16 protein-coding genes and 2 pseudogenes are annotated in these 18,756 nt (G+C 69.3%); 7 read left to right on the forward strand and 11 right to left on the reverse strand.

What is annotated here, in order from left to right:
- Positions 1 to 25: 25 nt before the first annotated feature.
- From F572_RS0112410 to gshB, 11 genes are all read right to left on the reverse strand, one after another.
- Positions 26 to 934 (reverse strand): dihydroorotate dehydrogenase electron transfer subunit, encoded by a 909-nt coding sequence (locus F572_RS0112410; protein WP_017942887.1) that lies wholly within the window; start codon positions 932 to 934, stop codon positions 26 to 28.
- Positions 931 to 2,223, reverse strand: a complete 1,293-nt coding sequence (locus F572_RS0112415; protein ID WP_017942886.1) for a dihydroorotase — start codon at positions 2,221 to 2,223, stop codon at positions 931 to 933. Before F572_RS0112415 ends, F572_RS0112410 begins: the two co-directional genes overlap by 4 nt.
- Entirely contained in the window at positions 2,220 to 3,233 is a 1,014-nt protein-coding gene (locus F572_RS0112420) for an aspartate carbamoyltransferase catalytic subunit (RefSeq protein ID WP_017942885.1), read from the reverse strand. The genes F572_RS0112415 and F572_RS0112420 overlap by 4 nt, the downstream gene beginning before the upstream one ends.
- Before the next feature lie 19 nt (positions 3,234 to 3,252).
- Positions 3,253 to 3,771 (reverse strand): bifunctional pyr operon transcriptional regulator/uracil phosphoribosyltransferase PyrR, encoded by a 519-nt coding sequence (gene pyrR, locus F572_RS0112425; RefSeq protein ID WP_017942884.1) that lies wholly within the window; start codon positions 3,769 to 3,771, stop codon positions 3,253 to 3,255.
- A complete protein-coding gene (gene ruvX, locus F572_RS0112430) occupies positions 3,768 to 4,163 on the reverse strand; it encodes a Holliday junction resolvase RuvX (RefSeq protein WP_026143143.1) in 396 nt (131 codons plus the stop codon). Before ruvX ends, pyrR begins: the two co-directional genes overlap by 4 nt.
- Before the next feature lie 2 nt (positions 4,164 to 4,165).
- On the reverse strand, positions 4,166 to 4,744 hold the full coding sequence (locus F572_RS0112435; protein WP_017942882.1) for a YqgE/AlgH family protein: 579 nt from the start codon (positions 4,742 to 4,744) through the stop codon (positions 4,166 to 4,168).
- Positions 4,745 to 4,806: 62 nt separating this feature from the next.
- Complete coding sequence (locus F572_RS0112440; RefSeq protein ID WP_017942881.1) at positions 4,807 to 5,748, reverse strand: energy transducer TonB; 942 nt, start codon at positions 5,746 to 5,748, stop codon at positions 4,807 to 4,809.
- Positions 5,749 to 5,814: 66 nt separating this feature from the next.
- On the reverse strand, positions 5,815 to 6,372 hold the full coding sequence (locus F572_RS0112445; protein WP_017942880.1) for a Gx transporter family protein: 558 nt from the start codon (positions 6,370 to 6,372) through the stop codon (positions 5,815 to 5,817).
- A 1-nt stretch (position 6,373) separates the two neighbouring features.
- A complete protein-coding gene (locus F572_RS0112450; RefSeq protein ID WP_017942879.1) occupies positions 6,374 to 6,748 on the reverse strand; it encodes a NusG domain II-containing protein in 375 nt (124 codons plus the stop codon).
- Positions 6,745 to 7,782, reverse strand: a complete 1,038-nt coding sequence (locus F572_RS0112455) for an FAD:protein FMN transferase (RefSeq protein WP_017942878.1) — start codon at positions 7,780 to 7,782, stop codon at positions 6,745 to 6,747. Before F572_RS0112455 ends, F572_RS0112450 begins: the two co-directional genes overlap by 4 nt.
- Before the next feature lie 5 nt (positions 7,783 to 7,787).
- Positions 7,788 to 8,777, reverse strand: coding sequence for a glutathione synthase (gshB, locus tag F572_RS0112460; RefSeq protein WP_017942877.1), 990 nt, complete (start codon positions 8,775 to 8,777; stop codon positions 7,788 to 7,790).
- Between the two features lie 144 nt (positions 8,778 to 8,921).
- Here gshB and pilG point away from each other — a divergent pair, with 144 nt between their 5' ends.
- From pilG to F572_RS0112490, 7 genes and pseudogenes are all read left to right on the forward strand, one after another.
- Positions 8,922 to 9,338 (forward strand): twitching motility response regulator PilG, encoded by a 417-nt coding sequence (gene pilG / locus F572_RS0112465; protein WP_017942876.1) that lies wholly within the window; start codon positions 8,922 to 8,924, stop codon positions 9,336 to 9,338.
- A 37-nt stretch (positions 9,339 to 9,375) separates the two neighbouring features.
- On the forward strand, positions 9,376 to 9,741 hold the full coding sequence (locus tag F572_RS0112470; RefSeq protein ID WP_017942875.1) for a PleD family two-component system response regulator: 366 nt from the start codon (positions 9,376 to 9,378) through the stop codon (positions 9,739 to 9,741).
- Positions 9,738 to 10,319, forward strand: a complete 582-nt coding sequence (locus F572_RS0112475; RefSeq protein ID WP_017942874.1) for a chemotaxis protein CheW — start codon at positions 9,738 to 9,740, stop codon at positions 10,317 to 10,319. The genes F572_RS0112470 and F572_RS0112475 overlap by 4 nt, the downstream gene beginning before the upstream one ends.
- Before the next feature lie 36 nt (positions 10,320 to 10,355).
- On the forward strand, positions 10,356 to 12,446 hold the full coding sequence (locus F572_RS0112480) for a methyl-accepting chemotaxis protein (protein WP_026143141.1): 2,091 nt from the start codon (positions 10,356 to 10,358) through the stop codon (positions 12,444 to 12,446).
- A gap of 15 nt (positions 12,447 to 12,461) precedes the next feature.
- Positions 12,462 to 14,130, forward strand: a pseudogene (locus F572_RS16080) (hybrid sensor histidine kinase/response regulator); the annotation flags it as partial.
- Between the two features lie 218 nt (positions 14,131 to 14,348).
- Positions 14,349 to 18,251, forward strand: a pseudogene (locus F572_RS0112485) (Hpt domain-containing protein); the annotation flags it as partial.
- A complete protein-coding gene (locus tag F572_RS0112490) occupies positions 18,248 to 18,739 on the forward strand; it encodes a hypothetical protein (protein ID WP_017942871.1) in 492 nt (163 codons plus the stop codon). The pseudogene F572_RS0112485 and the gene F572_RS0112490, both read left to right, overlap by 4 nt.
- The last annotated feature ends 17 nt before the right edge of the window (positions 18,740 to 18,756 follow it).

Consider the following 18,756-nt stretch of genomic DNA (forward strand, 5'->3'; position numbering starts at 1 on the left):
GGGTCTTCCGGCCCGGGTCTCCCCCTCAGGCGCGCGCCGGCTCGGGGAAGACATCCTCGGCCGCAAATACCGGGCCGTCCACGCAGACCCGTTTCATCGCGACCCCCTCCGGGGTCCGTACTGGCACTGTGCAGCCGGCGCAGCCGCCCACCGCGCAGGCCATGAACTCCTCCAGCGACACCTGACACGGCAGGTCGAATTCCGCGGCCAGTTCGGCGCAGGCCTCGAGCATCGGGTGCGGGCCGCAGGCGAAGATCTCCACCTGGGCACGATCCTCCGGCGCGAGTCCGGCCAGCCACGCGCGGCCCAGATCGGTCACGAAGCCGTCAAAGGCACCCGGCAGGCCGGCCTTCGAGGTCAGGCGGCAGGCCACACCCCAGTCCTCCAGCAGCGGCAGGGTCGCGATCGCGCCGTGCGGAAGTCCCGGCCACAGGATCTCGGACGGCCGCGCGTGGAACGGGAACGGGACCTCGGAGCCCAGCACTGCGTGGGTCTGCCCCGCCTCGCCCTGCAGGTGCAGCCGGTGCGCCAGGAAGATCATCGGCGGGATACCGACCCCGCCGCCCAGCAGCAGCCGCTTCGGCCGTTCCGGGTGCAGGCGGAAGGGCTGGCCGATCGGGCCCAGCACGCTGAGTGTGTCGCCCTTGACCTGTTGTGCCAGGGCGCGGGTGCCGTCCCCAACCACCTTGTAGAGGAATTCCACCCAGCCGGCCTCGCGGTCGACGCGCTGGATCGACAGCGGGCGGCGCATCAGCAGGCGCGGGGCGCACTGCAGATGGGCGAACTGGCCGGGCTCGGCCGCGCGGGCGCACTGGGGCGCGGCGACGCGCAGGATCCACTGGTCCGCCCCGGCGTCATGGTGGTCGAGGATGCGTCCCTCTTCCTGGAAGATCGTTCCGCGGTGGGGGCGGGAAGTGGTCTCGGGCGCGCTCATGCGGTGTCCTCGCTGGGCCGGGTCCAGACCGGACGTCCGGCCACCCAGGTCTCGCGGACCTGTCCGGAGAAGGTCCAGTTGAAGAAGGGGGTGTTATGCCCGGCGCTCAGCCAGTCCTCGCGGCGGACCTCCTGCATCGTGGCCGGGTCCCACAGAACGAAGTCGGCGCGGGCGCCCGGCGTCAGGCGACCCTGGGCAAAGCCGAGGATCTCCGCGGGACCGGTGGTCACCCGGGCCAGTGCCTCGTGCAGGCTCAGGAGCCCGTCCTCGACCAGGCGCAGTGTTAGTGGCAGCAGGGTCTCCAGCGCCGAGATACCGGGCTCGGTGCCGGCGAACGGGCCCAGCTTGCTGTCGGGTTCGTGTGGCTGGTGGTCGGAGCAGATCGCGCTGATCTCGCCGCGGGCGACCGCCGCGCGCAGCCCGTCACGGTCGCGCTGGCCGCGCAGCGGCGGGACCACGTGGCAGTTCGGGTCGTACTCTGCGACGTCCACCTCGGTCAGGAACAGCTGGTGGGCGGCGACATCCGCGCTCACCGGCAGGCCCTCGGCGCGCGCCTTGGCGATCATCTCCGCACCACGCCGGGTCGACAGCCGGGCCACATGGACCCGCGCCCCGGTCTGCTCGACCAGCGCGAGAATGGCGCCCAGCGCGGCGGTTTCCGCGGCTTCGGGGATGCCAGCCAGCCCCAGGCGGGTGGAGACCGCGCCCTCGTGCATGCAGCCGGAGCCGGTCAGGGCCGGGTCCTGGGCCGAGAGCACGATGGTCAGGCCGAAGGTGGTCGCGTATTCCAGTGCGCGACGCAGCACGAGCAGGCTGGCCAGCGGCTGGCTCGCGTTGCTGACCCCGCGCGCGCCTGCGTGCATCAGCGCGGCCATTTCGGCGAGCTGCTGGCCCTCCAGCTGATGGGTCAGTGCACCGAGCACGTACACCCGCACGCCACAGGCCTGGCGGGCACGGCGATTGATGAGTTCGATCTCGGCGGGCGAGTCGATCGGCGGTTCGGTGTCCGGCGGGACGACCAGGCTGGTGATCCCGCCGCTGGCGGCCGCCAGGGTCTCGCTGGCGACGGTGGCCTTGTGCTCCTGGCCCGGTTCGCGCAGGCGCGCCGCCAGGTCGATCAGGCCGGGGATCAGCCACAGCCCGCTGGCATCGATGCGCCGGCGCGGCTCGAAGCCGTCCGGGGCCTGCCCGCGGGCGAGGATCTCGCTGCCCTGCACGCACAGCGCCCCGACCGCGTCGTAGCCGTCCACCGGGTCGAGGATACGGGCGTTTTCGATCAGCACGCTCATGCCTGGTGGGCCCCCATCACCATGGACATCACCGCCATGCGGACCGAGATCCCGTAGGTAACCTGTTCCAGGATCACCGAGTGCGGGCCGTCGGCCACTGCGGACTCGATCTCCACCCCGCGGTTGGCGGGCCCGGGGTGCATGACCAGGCAGGTCGGATGGGCCAGCTGCAGGCGCCGAGAGGTCAGGCCGAACAGCTGGTAGTACTCGTGTTCGGAGGGCAGGTGGGCGTGCTCCATGCGCTCGCGCTGCAGGCGCAGCATGATGATCACGTCGACATCCTGCAGCCCGGCGTCGAGGTCGTTGTAGACATGCACCCCGAGCTGGTCGACATCCGCCGGCAGCAGCGAGCAGGGCGCGACCACGCGGACCTCGCCGGTCTGCAGGATGTTCAGCGCGTGGATCTGCGAGCGCGCCACGCGCGAGTGCAGGATGTCGCCGACGATCGCGACCTTCAGCTTGGTGAAGTCGCCCTTGTGGCGGCGGATGGTGAACATGTCCAGCAGCGCCTGGGTCGGGTGCGCGTGGCGGCCGTCGCCGGCGTTCAGCACGCTGATGCCCGGCGCCACGTGGCGGGCGATGAAGTGCGCGGTGCCGCTCTCCTCGTGGCGGACCACGAACATGTCGACGTTCATCGCCTCGATGTTGCGCAGGGTGTCCAGCAGGCTCTCGCCCTTCACCGCCGAGGAGGTGTTGATGTTCACGTTCAGCACGTCCGCGGACAGGCGCTTGGCGGCCAGCTCGAAGGTGGTGCGGGTGCGGGTACTGGCCTCGAAGAACAGGTTGACGATGGTCTTGCCGCGCAGCAGCGGGACCTTCTTCACCGCCTTCTCGTTCATGTTGGCGAACGACTCGGCGGTATCCAGGATCTCGGTCAGGAGGTCCCGGTTCAGTCCCTCGATGGTCAGCATGTGGCGCAGCTGGCCGTCGTCGGTCAGTTGCAGGCGGTTGGGCAGCGGGCCCGGCTCGGGCAGGCGCGTGCCCGGGGGGGCGATCAGGGTCTCGGTCATCCGTTGTGCTTCCGGCGGTTCAGGCCTTCAGGTCCTCGGGGTCGATGGCTACCCGTTCCAGCCGCAGGGGTTCGGGGCCGCGCAGCTTGATCTGTTCGGTCTTGCCCAGCTCCATGTGGGCGCCGACGATTCCGGCCTCCACGGGCAGTTCGCGCCCATCGCGCTCGACCAGTACCGCCAGCGTCACCGAGGCCGGGCGACCGTAGTCGAACAGTTCGTTCAGGGCCGCGCGGATGGTGCGCCCGGTAAACAGGACGTCATCCACCAGCAGGACGTGTTCCCCGTCGAGATCCTCCGGCAACTCGGACGGGCGCACCTGCGGGTGCATGCCGATGCGCGAGAAGTCGTCACGGTAGAAGCTGATGTCGAGCCTGCCCAGTGGGCGTTCCACTCCCAGGCGCTCGCGCAGATGCTCCGCGATCCAGACCCCGCCGGAATGGATGCCGACCACGATGGGTCGCTCGATCCCGTGAGTCGTGAGGTAGTGACGGGCCTGTTCGGCCATGTCGTCGAGCAGGGTCGGGACGTCCGGCGTCATGATGCGTTCTCCAGAAACCAGCCTTCGAGGATGACCGCAGCGGCATGGGCGTCCAGCCCCGGGTCGTGGCGTCCCGGCCGGCGGCGCTCGCGGGCCAGGTGGGATGTCAGGTGCTCGTCGCACCAGTATACCGGTTGCCCGTAGCGCTCTTCGAGGCCCCGGGCGAAGCCCCGGATGCGCCGCGCCAGCGGGGTGGGCTTGCCGTCGGCCTGGGTCGGCCAGCCGACCACGAAGCCCTCCGGGGCCCATTCTGCCACCAGCGCGTCGATGGTGGACCACAGGTCGGGCGCATCGCTGGCGAGCGTGCGCAGGCCGCGGGCCGAACCAGTCAGTTCCTCGCCGACCGCGACCCCGATCCGGCGTCGCCCGTAGTCGAACGCCAGCAACCCCACGATCAGGCGTGGCCGGAGGCCGAACTGATCAGGTTGACGTCGATGCCGATCAGCTCGGCGGCGGCGCGCCAGCGCTCGGCGCTGGGCCGGTCAAAGAGGATGTCGGCGTCGGCGCGTGCGGTGAGCCAGGCATTCTCGGCCAGCTCGCTCTCCAGCTGGCCGGGGCCCCAGCCGGCGTGGCCCAGCGCGATCAGGACCCGGCGCGGGCCGCGGCCGGCGTTGATTGCCTCGAGGATGTCGCGCGACGTGGTCAGTACGATGGAGTCGGTAATGGGCTGGCTGCCGCGCCAGGTCTGCTCGGCGGAATGCAGCACGAAGCCGTGCTCCGGCTGGACCGGTCCGCCGCGGTAGACCGGCGTCTCCGGCAGGTCCTCGCCGGGCTCCAGTTCCACGTGCTCCAGCAGCTCGCGCAGCGAGAACTCGGTAGGCTGGTTGATGATCAGGCCCAGGGCGCCCTCTTCGTCGTGATCGCAGATATAGGTGACCGCATGGCTGAAATAGCCATCGTTCAGGCTCGGCATGGCGATCAGGAAGTGATCGCGCAGGCTGTCGGGCTCGTGGCGGGCGGTCGTCGGCTTCATGGCCCCAGTATCGATGCTGACCCGGCCGGTCGCAAGGAAGCCGGACGGGTTTGCCCGCTCCGTCAGCGGATCTGTTCCATCTGGTCGCGGCGGAAGGCCCAGGTGCGGGTGATCACCAGCTCGTCGTATTCCTCGCGCATCGCCTCGGTGAAGGGCGCGTACGGGGCGGCCAGCTCCACGATGCGGATGGCGGCCTGGTCCAGGACCGGTTCCCCGGAGCTGCGGGCGACCTGAATATCGAGCAGATCGCCCTCCGGATTGATGCGCACCGACAGGACCAGCGTCCCGGACAGGCCGCGGCGCCGCGCCTCGTCCGGATAGTTCAGGTTGCCCAGGCGCTCGACCTTGTTGATCCAGGCCTGCAGGTAGGCGGCCTCGGGGGCGGTGCGTGCGGCGAGGCTGTCGAGATAGCGGGTGCGGCTGGCCCGGGTCGAGAATTGCTGGCGCTCCTCGCCGGGGGCGGCGCGGGCGCTCTCCAGGCCGCGGTTCATCAGCGTCGCGGCGGAGGGTCGGTCTTCGGCTTCGGGGGCCTCCAGCGGCTCGGGGTCGGCGATCTCGGGCGGCGCGGCACGCTCGTCCGGGGTCTCGGCGGTGACCGGGTCGGGTTCCGGTTCGGGCTCCGGCTGCGCCGGGTCCATGACCAGCGGGCCGGCGTCTGGCAGCGGCGCGTCGAGGCCCTCTGGCTCGGGCTCGCCGATGCCGGCGTCCTCCGCCTCCGGGGCCCGGGCCTCCTGGATCTCCTCGCCCTCGCCGCTGGCGGCCTGATCCCGGGTGGCGATGTGCTCGATCTCTTCGTCCAACTCCGGTGGCGGGGCGTCGGGATCGGTGACCCAGGTGATGTCCAGGGGTTCGCGGGTGGGGCTTTCGATGGGGTCGACCGCGAAGCCGATCCCCAGAATGATCAGCGCGTGCGCGACCACCGCGAGGAAGATCATGGTCCCCAGGTGGTCCTGGACCCGGGGCGATTCCGGCGGCGCGGCGCCCGGCGTGGCGGGAACCGTCATGTCGCCCCCGGCCCGCGAACGGCGTGCGCAAGCCCGCGCCCCGCCGGGTGGCGGGGTCCGCTGGTGCTACGGGCTGGAGGCGGGCTTGCGGACATGACGCTGGATTCGCGGATCGGCCAGGACCTGGGCGGTCAGTATACCGGTCAGGCTGCCGGTGATCAGGGCCGCGAGCAACAGCGGCGGCAGCACCAGCGGCAGGTTGGGGTGGGGGATGATGATGGCCCAGGCGAGCAGGAACTGCCCGGTGATGTGGGCCATCGCGGCGGCGATGGCCAGCCCCACGGGCCCGACATGCCGCGGCGCAAAGGGACGCAGCGCGGCCAGCAGTACCAGGCTTGCGACGGCGCCGGCCAGCGAAAGCCAGAAGGCGGGGCTCAGCAGCGTCCCCAGCAGCAGGCTGCTGCCGACCACCCGGATCAGCGTGACTGCCACGGCCGCGCGCCAGCCGAGCACGAGCAGGGTGATCAGGGTGACGATATTGGCCAGCCCCGGCTTGATGCCCGGGACCGGGCTGGGGATCGCGGCCTCGAGGATCTGGATGCCGATCGCGATGGCGGCCAGCGCGGCGATGGCGCGGTCGCGGGCATCGCCGCCGGCCTGCGGGTCGCCGCTCGAGGCCCCCATGTCAGTAATGCATGCTGTCGAAGCCCGGTTCCGGGCCCCGTACCTGCAGGGTCAGCCGGTTGGGCAGGCTGACCGCCACCTCGCCGTGGGCCTGCAGCCAGCCGCTGGCCTCGCAGATGTTCTGACGCCCGGGGGAGTCGGCGCAGCGCGCCCGGCCGGGTTCGATCTCGATGCGGGTGATGCCGGCCGGGCCGGCGACCTCGAGGACCCGGGCGCGGTCCAGGGGTTCGTGCTGGGGCGCGGCCCCGGCCTGGCTGATGACCAGCACCCGGGCCTCCCCCGCCGGGGTGTAGGCCAGTGCGAAGGCCGTGGCCACGATCCCCGCAGCCAGAACGCCGATCAGGGCATCGCCCCAGCGCAGCAGGCCAACGCTCACGGCAGTTCGCGCACCACGAACGGTTCCTGATCGCGGCCGGGTTGTACCCGCTCGGCCAGCGCCGGTGTGGCCTCGATGCGGTCTTCCAGCACCACCAGGGCGTGCTCGATACCCATTTTGCGGGCGTATTCCGGCCAGGCGTCCGGTCCGGCAATCATCAGCGTGGTGGCGGCCGCGTCGGCCAGGGCCGGGTCGCGGTGGAGCACGGTGGCGCTGTCGATACCCCGGCTCGGGCGGCCGGTGCGCGGGTCGATCACGTGGTGGATGCGTGTGTCGTCCCAGTCGTAGCCGCGCTCGTAGTCGCCGGAGGTGAACAGGGCCTCGCCGCCCTCCAGTTCGATGCTGCCGAGCACGCCGCCATGCGGGTGACGGATGCCGACCCGCCACGGCCGACCCTCGGGGCGTCCCAGGGTCATTAGGTCGCCGCCGGCGTTGAAGATCGCGGCCTCCACGCCATGTTCCGCCAGCAGCTCCAGCACCCGTTCCACTGCGAGCCCCTTGGCCAGTCCGCCGAAGTCGAGCTGCAGGTCCGGGTGGGTGCCGCGCAGGCGCACGCCGTTGCGCTCGATGTCCTGCATGCCGGGCGGGTCGTCCAGCAGTTCGGCCAGGGTGGCCGCGTCGGGCGGCGGGCCGTCGGGCTCGTCCTGGTGGAAGCCCCAGGCGGCGACCAGTTTGCCCAGGGCGGGGTTGAACAGGCCGTCACTCAGGGCCTCCATCTCGCGGCCGCGCTCGATCAGCGGGAGCACCGACGGCGGTGCGCTGAATTCGCCCTGCAGGGCCAGCAGCTCGTTGGTGCGGCCGAGCGACCCGGGCTCCCACGCATGCCAGGACCGGTGCAGGATCTCCAGTTCTTCCTGGACCGCGGTGCCGATTGCCTCCACGTCATACTGGCCGGCGGGATAGAGGCTCAGGTCCACGAGGGTTCCGAAGGCGTAGAAGCCCAGCTGCTCGGTGTCCGGCTCGTCGCGGCCGCAGGCAGCCAGCAGGACGGTTGCGAGCAGCAGGGCCAGGGCGCGGGTCATCACGGAGCGCATGCCGGTCATCCTTCAGTCGCTCGGGTGAGATAGTCGATGTACTGCCCGGCCAGGTCGTGGCCGCCCGCGGCGTCCAGCTCGCGCACGCCGGTCGGGCTGGTGACGTTGATCTCGGTCAGGTAGTCGCCGATCACGTCGACACCGACAAAGTCCAGGCCGCGGGCCTTCAGTGCCGGGGCGATCTCGGCGCAGATCCAGCGGTCGCGGTCGGTCAGTGGCCGGGCCTCGCCTCGCCCGCCGGCGGCCAGGTTGGCGCGGCTCTCGCCGGCGGCCGGGATGCGCGCGAGGGCGTGCGGATAGGGCTCGCCGCCAATCAGGATGATGCGCTTGTCGCCGGCGGTGTACTCCGGCAGAAAGCGCTGGGCGACCACGCTGCGCTGGTCGAATTCGGTGATGGTCTCGAGAATCACCGAGGTGTTCGGGTCGCCCTGGCGGACGCGGAACACCGAGGCGCCGCCCATGCCGTCCAGGGGTTTGACCACGATATCGCCCTGCGCCTCGAGGAAGGCGCGGATGCGGCCACGGTCGCGGGTGATCAGGGTGGGCGGGCAGCACTCGGGGAAGTGCGCGGTAAAGGCCTTTTCGTTTACGTCGCGCAGCGCCTGTGGGCGGTTCGATACGCGCACGCCGTCGCGCTCGGCGAGGTCGAGGGCGTAGGTGGCGTAGACGTACTCCAGGTCGAACGGCGGATCCTTGCGCATCAGCAGGACATCGAAGCGCGCCGCCGGACCCGTCTCGGGATCGCCGAGGGTGAAGAAGTTCTCGCGCTGGTCGCGGACCTCGATCGGTCGGCTGCGCGCGGTGGCGCGGCCCTCCTCGATCCACAGGTCGGCGGGCTCCAGGTAGTGCAGACGGTGTCCGCGCGCCTGGGCCGCCAGCATCATCGCGAAGGTGGTGTCCTTCCAGGGTTTGATGCCCGCGACCGGGTCCATCAGGATGGCAATGTTCTTGGCCACGTTGCCTCGTACGTGCGGGGTGTCCGGGCAGTATGCCATGTCGATCGGGGCTGGCGCGGCCCTGTGTGTCCGGGGGCGGTGTCGGGCGCATTGCGGCAGGCGCGATGCAATATCATGGCGTGCTGTTTGTCACACGGCCCCGGTTCCGCTAGATTCGGGGCGAAATGACCTCAGGGGGAGAAGGTGTCTAACGCGCTTGCCGAAGCGGACTCGGCCACCGAGTTTCAGGGGCTCAAGGTCATGGTGATCGATGACAGCAAGACCATTCGGCGCACCGCCGAGTCCTTGCTGCAGAAGCACGGGGCCGAGGTCATCACCGCCGTGGACGGCTTCGAGGCGCTGTCCAAGGTGGCACAGTCGCGTCCGGATATCATCTTCATCGACGTGATGATGCCGCGTCTGGATGGCTACCAGACCTGTGCCCTGATCAAGAACAACAAGCAGTTTCGCGCCACGCCGATCATCATGCTGTCGAGCAAGGACAGCGTGTTCGACAAGGCGAAAGGCCGCGTTGTGGGGTCGGAGGACTACCTCACCAAGCCCTTCACCAGGGACGACCTCCTGGGCGCCATGCGTCAGTACGCCAGCCCCGCGGCATGACGCATCCTGTTACATCAACCAAGGAAAGACGAACCCCATGGCCCGCATTCTGATCGTTGACGATTCGCCGACCGAGATCCACGTGCTGCGCACCATGCTCGAAAAACACGGGCATTCGGTGACTACCGCCGAGAGCGGCGAGGACGGGGTCGCGGCCGCCAAGTCGCAGGTCCCGGATCTGGTGCTGATGGATGTCGTGATGCCCGGGCTGAACGGCTTCCAGGCGACCCGCCAGCTGTCCCAGGCCGAAGAGACGTCGCACGTGCCGGTGGTCGTGGTCAGCACCAAGGATCAGGCGACCGACCGGGTCTGGGCGATGCGCCAGGGCGCCCGCGACTACATCACCAAGCCGGTCGTCGAGAAGAACCTGCTGGAAACCATCGGGAAGTACCTGTCGGCATGAAGACCGACCTGTCCTCGCCGTTTGCGCTGATCGCGAGCCTTGATCGCGAAGGGCGCCGCGTCAATCGCGAGTTGCGGCGGGACATCGGGACCGGCTGGCGCGGCGTGCTGCTGCGCGTCGGCGACTTCCGCTTTCTGGTCGACATGGACGCGATCGCCGAGGTTGCCGACCCGATGACGCTGACCCGCGTTCCGCTGGCGGATTCCGCCGTGCTGGGTGTGGGCAACCTGCGCGGGCTGGTGCTGCCGGTATTCGATATGGGCCAGCTGTTGCTGGACCGGCCGTTGCCGGACGACGCGACCGGACAGCGGATCGTGGTGGCGCCCCAGGGCCAGGGCATGGCCGGGCTGCTGGTCAGCCAGGTGGAAGGGATGCGTCGCTGCATCCCGTCCCAGCGTCGGCTGGAAGTCTCGGTCCCCGAGGCCGTCCGGCCCTATATTACTGGCGGATTCGATCTCGGGCACCGGCTGCATCCGGTGCTCGATCTGGATCTGCTGCTGAATGACAATAATCGCTTTACCGGCACGGGCTTGGCCGGTACATCCAGTAGCGAACAGTCCGCAGCCGCCGTCGGATGACGCGGGGCGCGGGGCTGCGACAGGGGGTATGAACTGATGGGATCGAGTCGTCGCGCACGTAATTTTGTCCTCGGGGGGCTTTTGGTACTGGCCCTGATCGCGACTGGCGGGGCCTTTACCTACCACGAGTACGAGCAAAGCCAGTACCGCGACCGGATCGCGCTGGCCAACGACCTGCGCCTGCTGTCGCAGCGCCTGGCCACCAGCTCGCTGGAGGCGGCCGGGGGCTCCGCGCAGGCGTTCTCCGACCTGCAGACCCTGCGCGATGACTTCGAGGCGCGTCTGGAGCGGATCCGCGAAGGGGGCGAAGGGCTGCAGCCGCTGCCCGAGCCGCTGCATGAAGATATCGCCACGGTCGACCGCGAATGGGCGGCGTATCGCGAAGATATCAACACCGTCATCCTCGGACGTTCGGATATCCAGCTGATCACCGAGTTCTCCGACGCCGTGGCGGCGTTTTCCCCGGAGCTCTCGCGGCTGTCCGATGACGTCGTGCGCCGCATGACCCAGATCGGCGAACCGCCCGAGCAGGTCTATGTGGCCGCGCGCCAGACCATGCTCATCCAGCGCATCGCCAACAGCCTGGGCCGCGTGCTCCAGGGTGGCGCCGAGGCGGCTACCGCGATCGAGCGCTTCGAGCGCGACGCAACCCTGTATGGCCGTGTGCTGGACGGTCTGATCGAGGGCTTCGCGCCGCTGGGCGTGGAACCCGTCGACGACGCGCAGGCCCGCGCCCTGCTGCAGGAGATCGCGACCCTGTTCGTCGCCTTCAGCGAGGCGGTGGAAGGGGTTCTGGATACCTCCACGCAGGTGTTCGAGGTCAATGCCGCCGCATCCAGTGTCGAGGCCAGCAGTGGCGCGATGCTCGAGACCACCGGCGAGTTCGAGAACGCGATTGTCCGGGAGGCCGAACGGGCGGGCGTGATCGCCCTGATCGGGTTTGGGTTCGGCGGGGTGGCGCTGCTCCTGCTGATCGCAATGGGGCTGTTCCTCTACCGCGACACCAAGCGTGAGCTGGCCGAGACCGAGGCCCAGAACGAACGCAACCAGCAGGCGATCCTGCGCCTGCTCGACGAAATGATGAACCTGGCGGACGGGGACCTCACCGTGAACGCGACGGTGACCGAGGACTTTACCGGGGCCATCGCGGACTCGATGAACTACGCGATCGAGAACCTGCGTACCCTGGTCGCGACCATCAATACGGTGGCGGCCGACATCAGCGAATCCTCCGCCACCACGCGTTCCCAGGTGCTGGGGCTGGCCGAGAAGTCGGAAGAGCAGGCCCGCGAGATCCAGCGCGCGGACGACGCGATCGACGAGGTATCGCGCTCGGTCGACAAGGTGGCCCAGGACGCCGAGCAGTCGGCCTCCGTGGCGCGTAACTCGGTGGAGATCGCATCCCGCGGTGCGGGTACCGTGCGCCGCTCCATCGAGGGCATGGACAGCATCCGCGAGCAGATCCAGGAGACCGCGAAACGCATCAAGCGGCTGGGTGAGTCCTCGCAGGAGATCGGCGACATCATCGGTCTGATCAACGACATCGCCGAACAGACCAACGTGCTGGCGCTGAATGCGGCGATCCAGGCGTCCGCGGCGGGCGAGGCCGGTCGCGGCTTCGCGGTGGTGGCGGACGAGGTCCAGCGCCTCGCGGAGCGTTCCTCCAGTGCAACCCGTCAGGTGGAGGGGCTGGTCAAGGCCATCCAGGCCGATACCAGCGAGGCCGTGAGCTCGATGGAGCAGAGTACCGCGAACGTGGTTCAGGGGGCCGAACTGGCCCAGGCCGCGGGTGAGGCGCTGTCCGAGATCGAACAGGTCTCCGCCGACCTGGCCGACCTGATCGACGGCATCTCCTCTTCGGCGCGCAAGCAGTCCGAGATGGCGCAGGACGTGACGTCCATCATGTCGCAGATCCGCGAGATCACCTCCGAGACCACGCAGGGCACCCAGTCCACCGCGGCGGCGATCGGCGACCTCGCCCAGCTCTCGGCCCAGCTGCAGTCCTCGGTTGCGGACTTCAAGCTGCCCGAGCCGGGCGGTTCGACCGATGCCATCGGCGCGGCACCCGAAGAGGCGGATTCCGACACCGACTCCGACGCGACGCCCACCGACGAACAACGGGCCTGACGGCGGACACGGCCGATGGCATCCAGCGCACTGAACTGGGTCCGCGACGAACTCGACAAACTGTTTGTCGAGGTCCAGGACGCATTGCGGCGATATTCCGACGATCCCGACTGCGGTGACTGCCTGGCCGAGGCCCGCAGCCGGGTTGAACAGATCCGCAATACCCTCGTCATGGTCCAGGTGGAGAGCGTGGTCCTGATCCTGGACGAGATGCTGCAGGTCCTGGACGAGATGCAGCAGGCGGACGAGCCGAACGTCGGGGCCACCGAGCCCCTGCTGCGCGCTTCCCTGCAGCTCCCGGATTACCTCGAGAACGAGGGGGATGGCGAGTTGCCCTCGCCGATGATCCTGGTGCCCCTGCTGAACGAGTTGCGCAGCAGTCGGGGGGCTTCGTTACTGCTTGATGTGGCGGCATTGATGCCGGACCCGCAGGCTGTCGATGACGCGCGGGTCGGTTCCGGCGGTGAGGTCCTGGAGCCGGCTGCACGGATCCCGGTGCTCCAGGAGGCCCGGCGCCGGTTCCAGCGTGACCTGCTGGAGCTGGTTCGCGGCGCGGACGCGACCGGCCCGGCCGCGCGCCTGCAGGCGACCGCTCGCACGGTGGAGGAGGCCGTCCCGGCGGGCGAGGCCCGGCGTCTTTTCTGGGTCGCCGGCGCCGTGCTGGAGGCTGTTGCCGAGGGCGGGATCGAGGCCGATACGGATGTACGACGCCTGGTCGGGCGAGTCGACCGTGAGCTCGGACGCTATCTGAACGTGCTGTCGGCCCATGTGGAAACCGGTGGCGCGGCATCGGAGCCGGATTACGAGACGCCATCAGAACTGATCAAGACCCTGCTGTTCCACGTGGCCTGCGCCACTTCCGAAGGGGAGCAGACCCTGGCCGTTCGCGAGGTCTTCGGCCTCGACCGCCTGAGCCTCGAGGAAGGCGGCAGTGGCGTCGGGCGCTCGGTCTACGACAACCTGCGCCAGGCGCTGGAAGACGACCTCGTCGATGTGCGCGAGCGGCTGGATGTGCTGATGCGCTCCCCTGTGCGGGGCGCGGAAGAGCTCGCCAACCTTCGCGAACAGGTCGAGCGCATCGGTTCCACGCTCAGCCTGCTGGGCCTGGATGCCGGGCAGGAGCATACCGATGCCCTGGCGGCCTCCCTGACCCCCGAGCGTGCCGGCGAGGCCGACGATCAGGTCGACATGGTGCTGGCCGAGCACTTGCTGGCGCTGGAATCGCTGCTCGAATCCGGCCTGCGGCGCACCAGCCACAGCCCCTCGCCGCAGGCGGAGTTCGATCGTGCCCTGGCGGCGGCGGTCTACAAGGAGGCCCTGGTCGATGTGCGCCGGGTCCGCGATATCTTCCTGGGCTTTCTGGATGCCGGGCCGGACGCTCGCGGTGACGGCCTCGACGAGGCCCGCGAGGGCCTGCGGCGCATCGAGGGGGCCATGTCGATGTCCGGCTTCGAGGCGCTGCACGCCCTGCTCGGGCCGCTGATCCGACACCTCGACTCGCGTGCCGGGCTGGCCGCCGCCGACATGGACGAGGGCGAGGTGGAAGCCCTGGCCGAGGTCCTCAGCAGCATCGAGGTCGCGCTGGAGTCCTCCGGCCAGCCCTGGCGTGAACTGGACAGTGTCCATGAGCGCGGTATCGCGGCATTGCAGCGCATTGGCGCGATCTCCGGCGGTGATGACGCCGCCGCCGAGCCGCCTGTGGCGGCAGCCGTGTCCACCGCGCCCGATGCGGCGGATGAGCAGGACGCGGGTCGCGAGGACGATCTGGAAGCCCCGTTCCTCGCCGAAGTCGTGGACTTCGATGCGGACGCGCCGGACGACGAGGCCGCCGAGGCCTCTCCGGACGCGCACACCGAAGAAGATGGGGCCGTTGCCGGCAAGGTGCCCGCCGAACCACCGGGCAGACCGGTACCCGCCGGCGGACGCGATTCGCTGCCCTTCGACGATGCCGTCCTGGCCGACCAGGTGCGCGGCCCCGATGTCGATCCGGAGATCCTGGAAATTTTCCTCGAGGAGGCGGACGAAGAGGTCGCGAGCCTGCGCCAGCAGTTCCCCCTCTGGCAGACCAACCCGGCCGATCTCGACAGCCTGTCGGTGATTCGGCGTTCCTTCCATACCCTGAAGGGATCGGGTCGGCTGGCCGGCGCCCTGCGCCTGGGCGAGTTCGCCTGGGCCGTGGAGTCGTTCCTCAATCGCCTGCTGGATTCCGGCCAGGAGGCGGATCATGCGACCTTGCAGGTGATCGAGGACGCGATTGGTGTCCTGCCGGGCCTGGTAACCGAGGTTCGTGACGATACCGGGCCCGATACGCCCGTGCTGGACATTGCCCTGCGTCTGCGCGCCCTGGCTGGCGGTGAGTCCGAAGCCGAGGCCGGGATGGAGGACGACGAGGCTGCCGAATCCGCCACGCCTCCGGGTGCGGAAGCGGAATTCGAGGCGCTGGCACGAACCCTCGATGACCTGGATGCACCCGAGGCCCCGGCGGTCGACGGCACTGCGGACACGGTCGGGGCCGAGCCGGACGCATCTGCCAATGACCTCCTGCAGGAGTCGGGTGCCTTCGTCCCCGACTTCCCTCCGGAGGCCCTCGAGCCGGAAAGCGCCGACGGCGAGGCCCCGGAATTGGGCCCGGATGCGGAATCGGCCGGCGAGGTCGAGCCGGAAGAGTCGCCCGCATCCGACGAGACCGCCGGGCCGCTGGACCTCGATGAACTGGAGCTTCCGGCGGATGCCATCGAGCTGACGCAAGAGGCCCAGAACGAGGACGATTCGCTGCCGGCCGACGCCGGGATCGAGCTCGGGGAGGAAGGCGCGGAACCTGAAGGGGATGCCCTGGAAGACGTCGCGCCCGACGAGCCGGCCGAACCGGCGCTGGACCACACAGAGGCGCCCGCCGAACCCGCGGCGGCGCGTATGGATACGGACCCGCAGCTGTGGCAGGTGTTTGCCGCCGAGGCCCAGGTCCACCTCCTCACCCTGCGTGGCTGGCTGGACGAGGCCCAGTGGCGTCCGGACCGGATACCGAACCACGATCTCGAGCGTGCGCTGCATACCCTCAACGGAAGCGCGCGCACGGCCGACATCCGCGGCATCTACTCGGTCTGCGGGCCGTTCGAGCGCCTGATTCGCATCCATCGCGACATGGAATGGGCGTTGCCGGCCGAAGCCATTGCGTTGCTGCATCAGCTGGAGACCTACGTCGCCGATGCGGTGGGGGACGAGGAGCCCGATCCGGCCAAGGTGCAGGATCCGCCCTCCTGGGCCCCCGAGGTCTATGCCCTGCTCGATCATGCGACCGCCGAACAGCTGCTGCGTGCCGACGAGCAGGCGAGCGAGGAAGAGTCGCCCGAATTCGACGAACTCGAGCCCGCCGTTGCCCCTGGCGTGGAGACGGACTCGGATACGGCCGGCGCACCCGATACGGCGCAGGAGCCGGAGCTGGAAATCGACTGGGAGTTCGCCGAGGTCTTCATCGAGGAGGCCCGTGACATCCTCGAGGCCGCGTTCGCCGCACTGAATGGCTGGCGTGAAGCGGGTGGCCGTCCGGGACCGGATCAGAATGCCTTCCAGCGTGAGGTGCACACCCTGAAGGGCAGTGCCCGTATGGCCGGCTTTACCGTGGTCGGAGCGGTGGCGCACGCCCTGGAGAGCGCCTTGAGCGTGGAGACCGAGACCGGTCTCGAGCCGCGCGATGGTTTCTTCCAGCTCGCGGAACGGGCCTTGACGGATGTCCAGCACCTGGTCGAGCGAGGGGTGGGGGTCTGGCAGACAGACGAGTCGGCAAGCGAATCGTTGCCGGCTCTGCGCGCCTGGTCGGCGGGCGAGACGGATGTCGCCGCGCCCGATACGGAGAGCGAGGCGGACGCCGCCGAGGCCGGCGCGGCGACGGACGACGAAGGTGCTTCCGGTGCCGAGATGGTGGCCGCCCAGACGGCCGAGGCCGATCGTCGCACCCACGATGCCCCCGAGACCGAAGGCCGGCGCATCCAGGATCAGGTGCGCATGGATGCCGAGGTCCTGGACAGCCTGGTCAACAACGCCGGCGAGCTGGCGACCTTCCATCGTCGCTTCGAACAGACCGTCGGGCGGGTCGAGGGCCAGGTCGACGAGCTCGAGCGCACCATCGCGCGCCTGCGCGACCAGTTGCGCAAACTCGAGATCGAGACCGAGGCGCAGATCCTGTTCCGGGTGGAGGAGGAGAGCGGTGAGGAGGCCCTCGACTTCGATCCATTGGAGATGGACCGCTATTCCGGTATCCAGCAGCTGTCGCGGGCGCTAGCCGAGAGTGTCAGCGACCTCGAGGCCCTGAAACAGGAAGTCGGCGACGAGCTCCAGAACGCCGGCGGGATCCTGCTGCAGCAGCGGCGGGTCGGGACCGACCTGCAGGATCAGCTCATGCGCCAGCGCATGGTGCGCTTTGCCCGTATGGCGCCGCGCCTGCGGCGCGTGGTGCGCCAGGCCGGCGAGGATCTGGGCAAGCCCGTACGGGTTGAGTTCACCGGTCAGGGGGCCGAGCTCGACCGCGCCCTGCTGGAGCGTCTGGTCTCGCCGCTGGAACATTTGCTGCGCAACGCGATCGCGCACGGCATCGAGTCTCCCGAAGAACGTGAACAGGCGCGCAAGCCCGCACAGGGCCAGATCGACGTCAGCCTCGAGCAGTCCGGCAGCGAGATTCGCCTGCAGGTGACCGACGACGGCAAGGGGATCGATGCCGACGCCATCCGAGCGCGCGCCATCGAGCGGGGCTTGATCGCGGCCGACGCCGAAGTGAGCGATGCCCAGGCATTGCAATTGATCCTGCAGTCGGGCTTTTCCACCGCCGCCGAGGTCTCCCAGGTCGCAGGCCGCGGGGTCGGCCTGGACGTCGTGAACAGCGACGTCAAGCAGCTGGGGGGCACGCTGGATATCCAGTCGACCCCGGGCAAGGGGTCGCGTTTCACCATGCGCCTGCCGTTTACCCTGGCGATCTCCCAGGCCCTCCTGGTCCAGGTGGGCGAAGAGACGTTCGCCGTCCCGATGGCTTCGGTGGAGGGCGTGGTCCGTGCGCGTGCCGAGGAGATCGACCCTCGCGAGGGCGAATCGATCTACAACTATGTGGGTCAGGACTACGAGGTGCGGAGCCTGGGTGACCTCATGGGCGTGGAGAGCCAGGCCGGAGTGGACCAGTTCCCCGATCACCCGTTCCCGTTGCTGCTGGTGCGCGCCGATGACCGGCGGGTGGCCCTGCGCATCGACGGCCTGCTGGGCAGTCAGGAGGTGGTGGTGAAGTCGGTGGGCCCGGTGTTGAGCCGCATCCCGGGCGTGGCGGGCGCGACCCTGCAGGGCGACGGTTCGGTCATGCTGATCCTGGATCTCAGCATGCTGGTGCGGTTTGCCGAGGCGACCGCGTCGCTACCGGAGGCTCCGCAGGCGGCGGGCGAGACAGCGGGTGCCAAGCGGATCATGGTGGTGGACGACTCGATCACCATCCGCAAGGTCACTGCGCGGCTGCTGACCCGTCACGGCTACGACGTGGTAACCGCCCGCGACGGTCTGGATGCCGTGGGCCTGCTCGACGAGCGTCGTCCGCAGCTGATCCTGCTGGACGTCGAGATGCCGCGTATGGATGGGTTCGAATTTGCCGCGCACGTGCGCGACCATCCGGACTTCGGGCAGGTGCCCATCATCATGATCACCTCGCGCAGCGGGACCAAGCACCGCGAGCGGGCCGACCGTCTCGGGGTTAACGGCTATCTCGGCAAGCCGTATCTGGAGAACGATCTGCTGAACGCGATCCGCGAGCAACTGCAGGAGGTGCCGGTATGAGCGAGGACGCACAGGCCCAGGCGGTCGAGGCCGTCATCGTCCAGCTGGATACGGGGTCCATCCTGCTGCCGCGCAGTGCCTTTCTCGAAGTCACGACGCGGGCGGGCGCGGTGGAGCAGGCATCGGAGCATCCCGATATCCCGTGGCTGGAGCCGAGCCTGGTCTGGCAGGACGTGCAGGTACCAGTGGTCAACGTGAACCAGTTGCTGGACCCGGGCCGTGACACCGGCGAGGACCGCCGGCGCTTTACGCGGCTCCTGGTCATGCAGGCGGTGATGCAGCCCGATCACCTGCCGTTCTACGCGCTCGAGGTCCGCGGTACGCCGCACCCGGTGCAGATTACCCCGCAGAACATCTATGCGCTCGAGGACTCGGATGCCACGCCGTGGTCCTGGCGGGTCAAGGCCTCCGGCGTGACCACCCACCTGTTGCGCCTGGATGCACTGGAACAGCGTCTCCTGGAGATCGCCGAGACCGAGCCTGCCTGAGGCCATCTCGCATCCAG

Source organism: Thioalkalivibrio sp. ALE14 (assembly GCF_000376845.1).
Taxonomy (GTDB): Bacteria; Pseudomonadota; Gammaproteobacteria; order Ectothiorhodospirales; family Ectothiorhodospiraceae; genus Thioalkalivibrio.

Bases quoted from the DNA above. Each gene is read 5' to 3' on its own strand.
- F572_RS0112410 (WP_017942887.1), bottom strand. From the start codon at position 934: ATGAGCGCGCCCGAGACCACTTCCCGCCCCCACCGCGGAACGATCTTC.
- F572_RS0112415 (WP_017942886.1), bottom strand. From the start codon at position 2,223: ATGAGCGTGCTGATCGAAAACGCCCGTATCCTCGACCCGGTGGACGGC.
- F572_RS0112420 (WP_017942885.1), bottom strand. From the start codon at position 3,233: ATGACCGAGACCCTGATCGCCCCCCCGGGCACGCGCCTGCCCGAGCCG.
- pyrR (WP_017942884.1), bottom strand. From the start codon at position 3,771: ATGACGCCGGACGTCCCGACCCTGCTCGACGACATGGCCGAACAGGCC.
- F572_RS0112435 (WP_017942882.1), bottom strand. From the start codon at position 4,744: ATGAAGCCGACGACCGCCCGCCACGAGCCCGACAGCCTGCGCGATCAC.
- F572_RS0112440 (WP_017942881.1), bottom strand. From the start codon at position 5,748: ATGACGGTTCCCGCCACGCCGGGCGCCGCGCCGCCGGAATCGCCCCGG.
- F572_RS0112445 (WP_017942880.1), bottom strand. From the start codon at position 6,372: ATGGGGGCCTCGAGCGGCGACCCGCAGGCCGGCGGCGATGCCCGCGAC.
- F572_RS0112455 (WP_017942878.1), bottom strand. From the start codon at position 7,782: ATGCGCTCCGTGATGACCCGCGCCCTGGCCCTGCTGCTCGCAACCGTC.
- gshB (WP_017942877.1), bottom strand. From the start codon at position 8,777: ATGGCATACTGCCCGGACACCCCGCACGTACGAGGCAACGTGGCCAAG.
- F572_RS0112470 (WP_017942875.1), top strand. From the start codon at position 9,376: ATGGCCCGCATTCTGATCGTTGACGATTCGCCGACCGAGATCCACGTG.
- F572_RS0112475 (WP_017942874.1), top strand. From the start codon at position 9,738: ATGAAGACCGACCTGTCCTCGCCGTTTGCGCTGATCGCGAGCCTTGAT.
- F572_RS0112480 (WP_026143141.1), top strand. From the start codon at position 10,356: ATGGGATCGAGTCGTCGCGCACGTAATTTTGTCCTCGGGGGGCTTTTG.
- F572_RS0112490 (WP_017942871.1), top strand. From the start codon at position 18,248: ATGAGCGAGGACGCACAGGCCCAGGCGGTCGAGGCCGTCATCGTCCAG.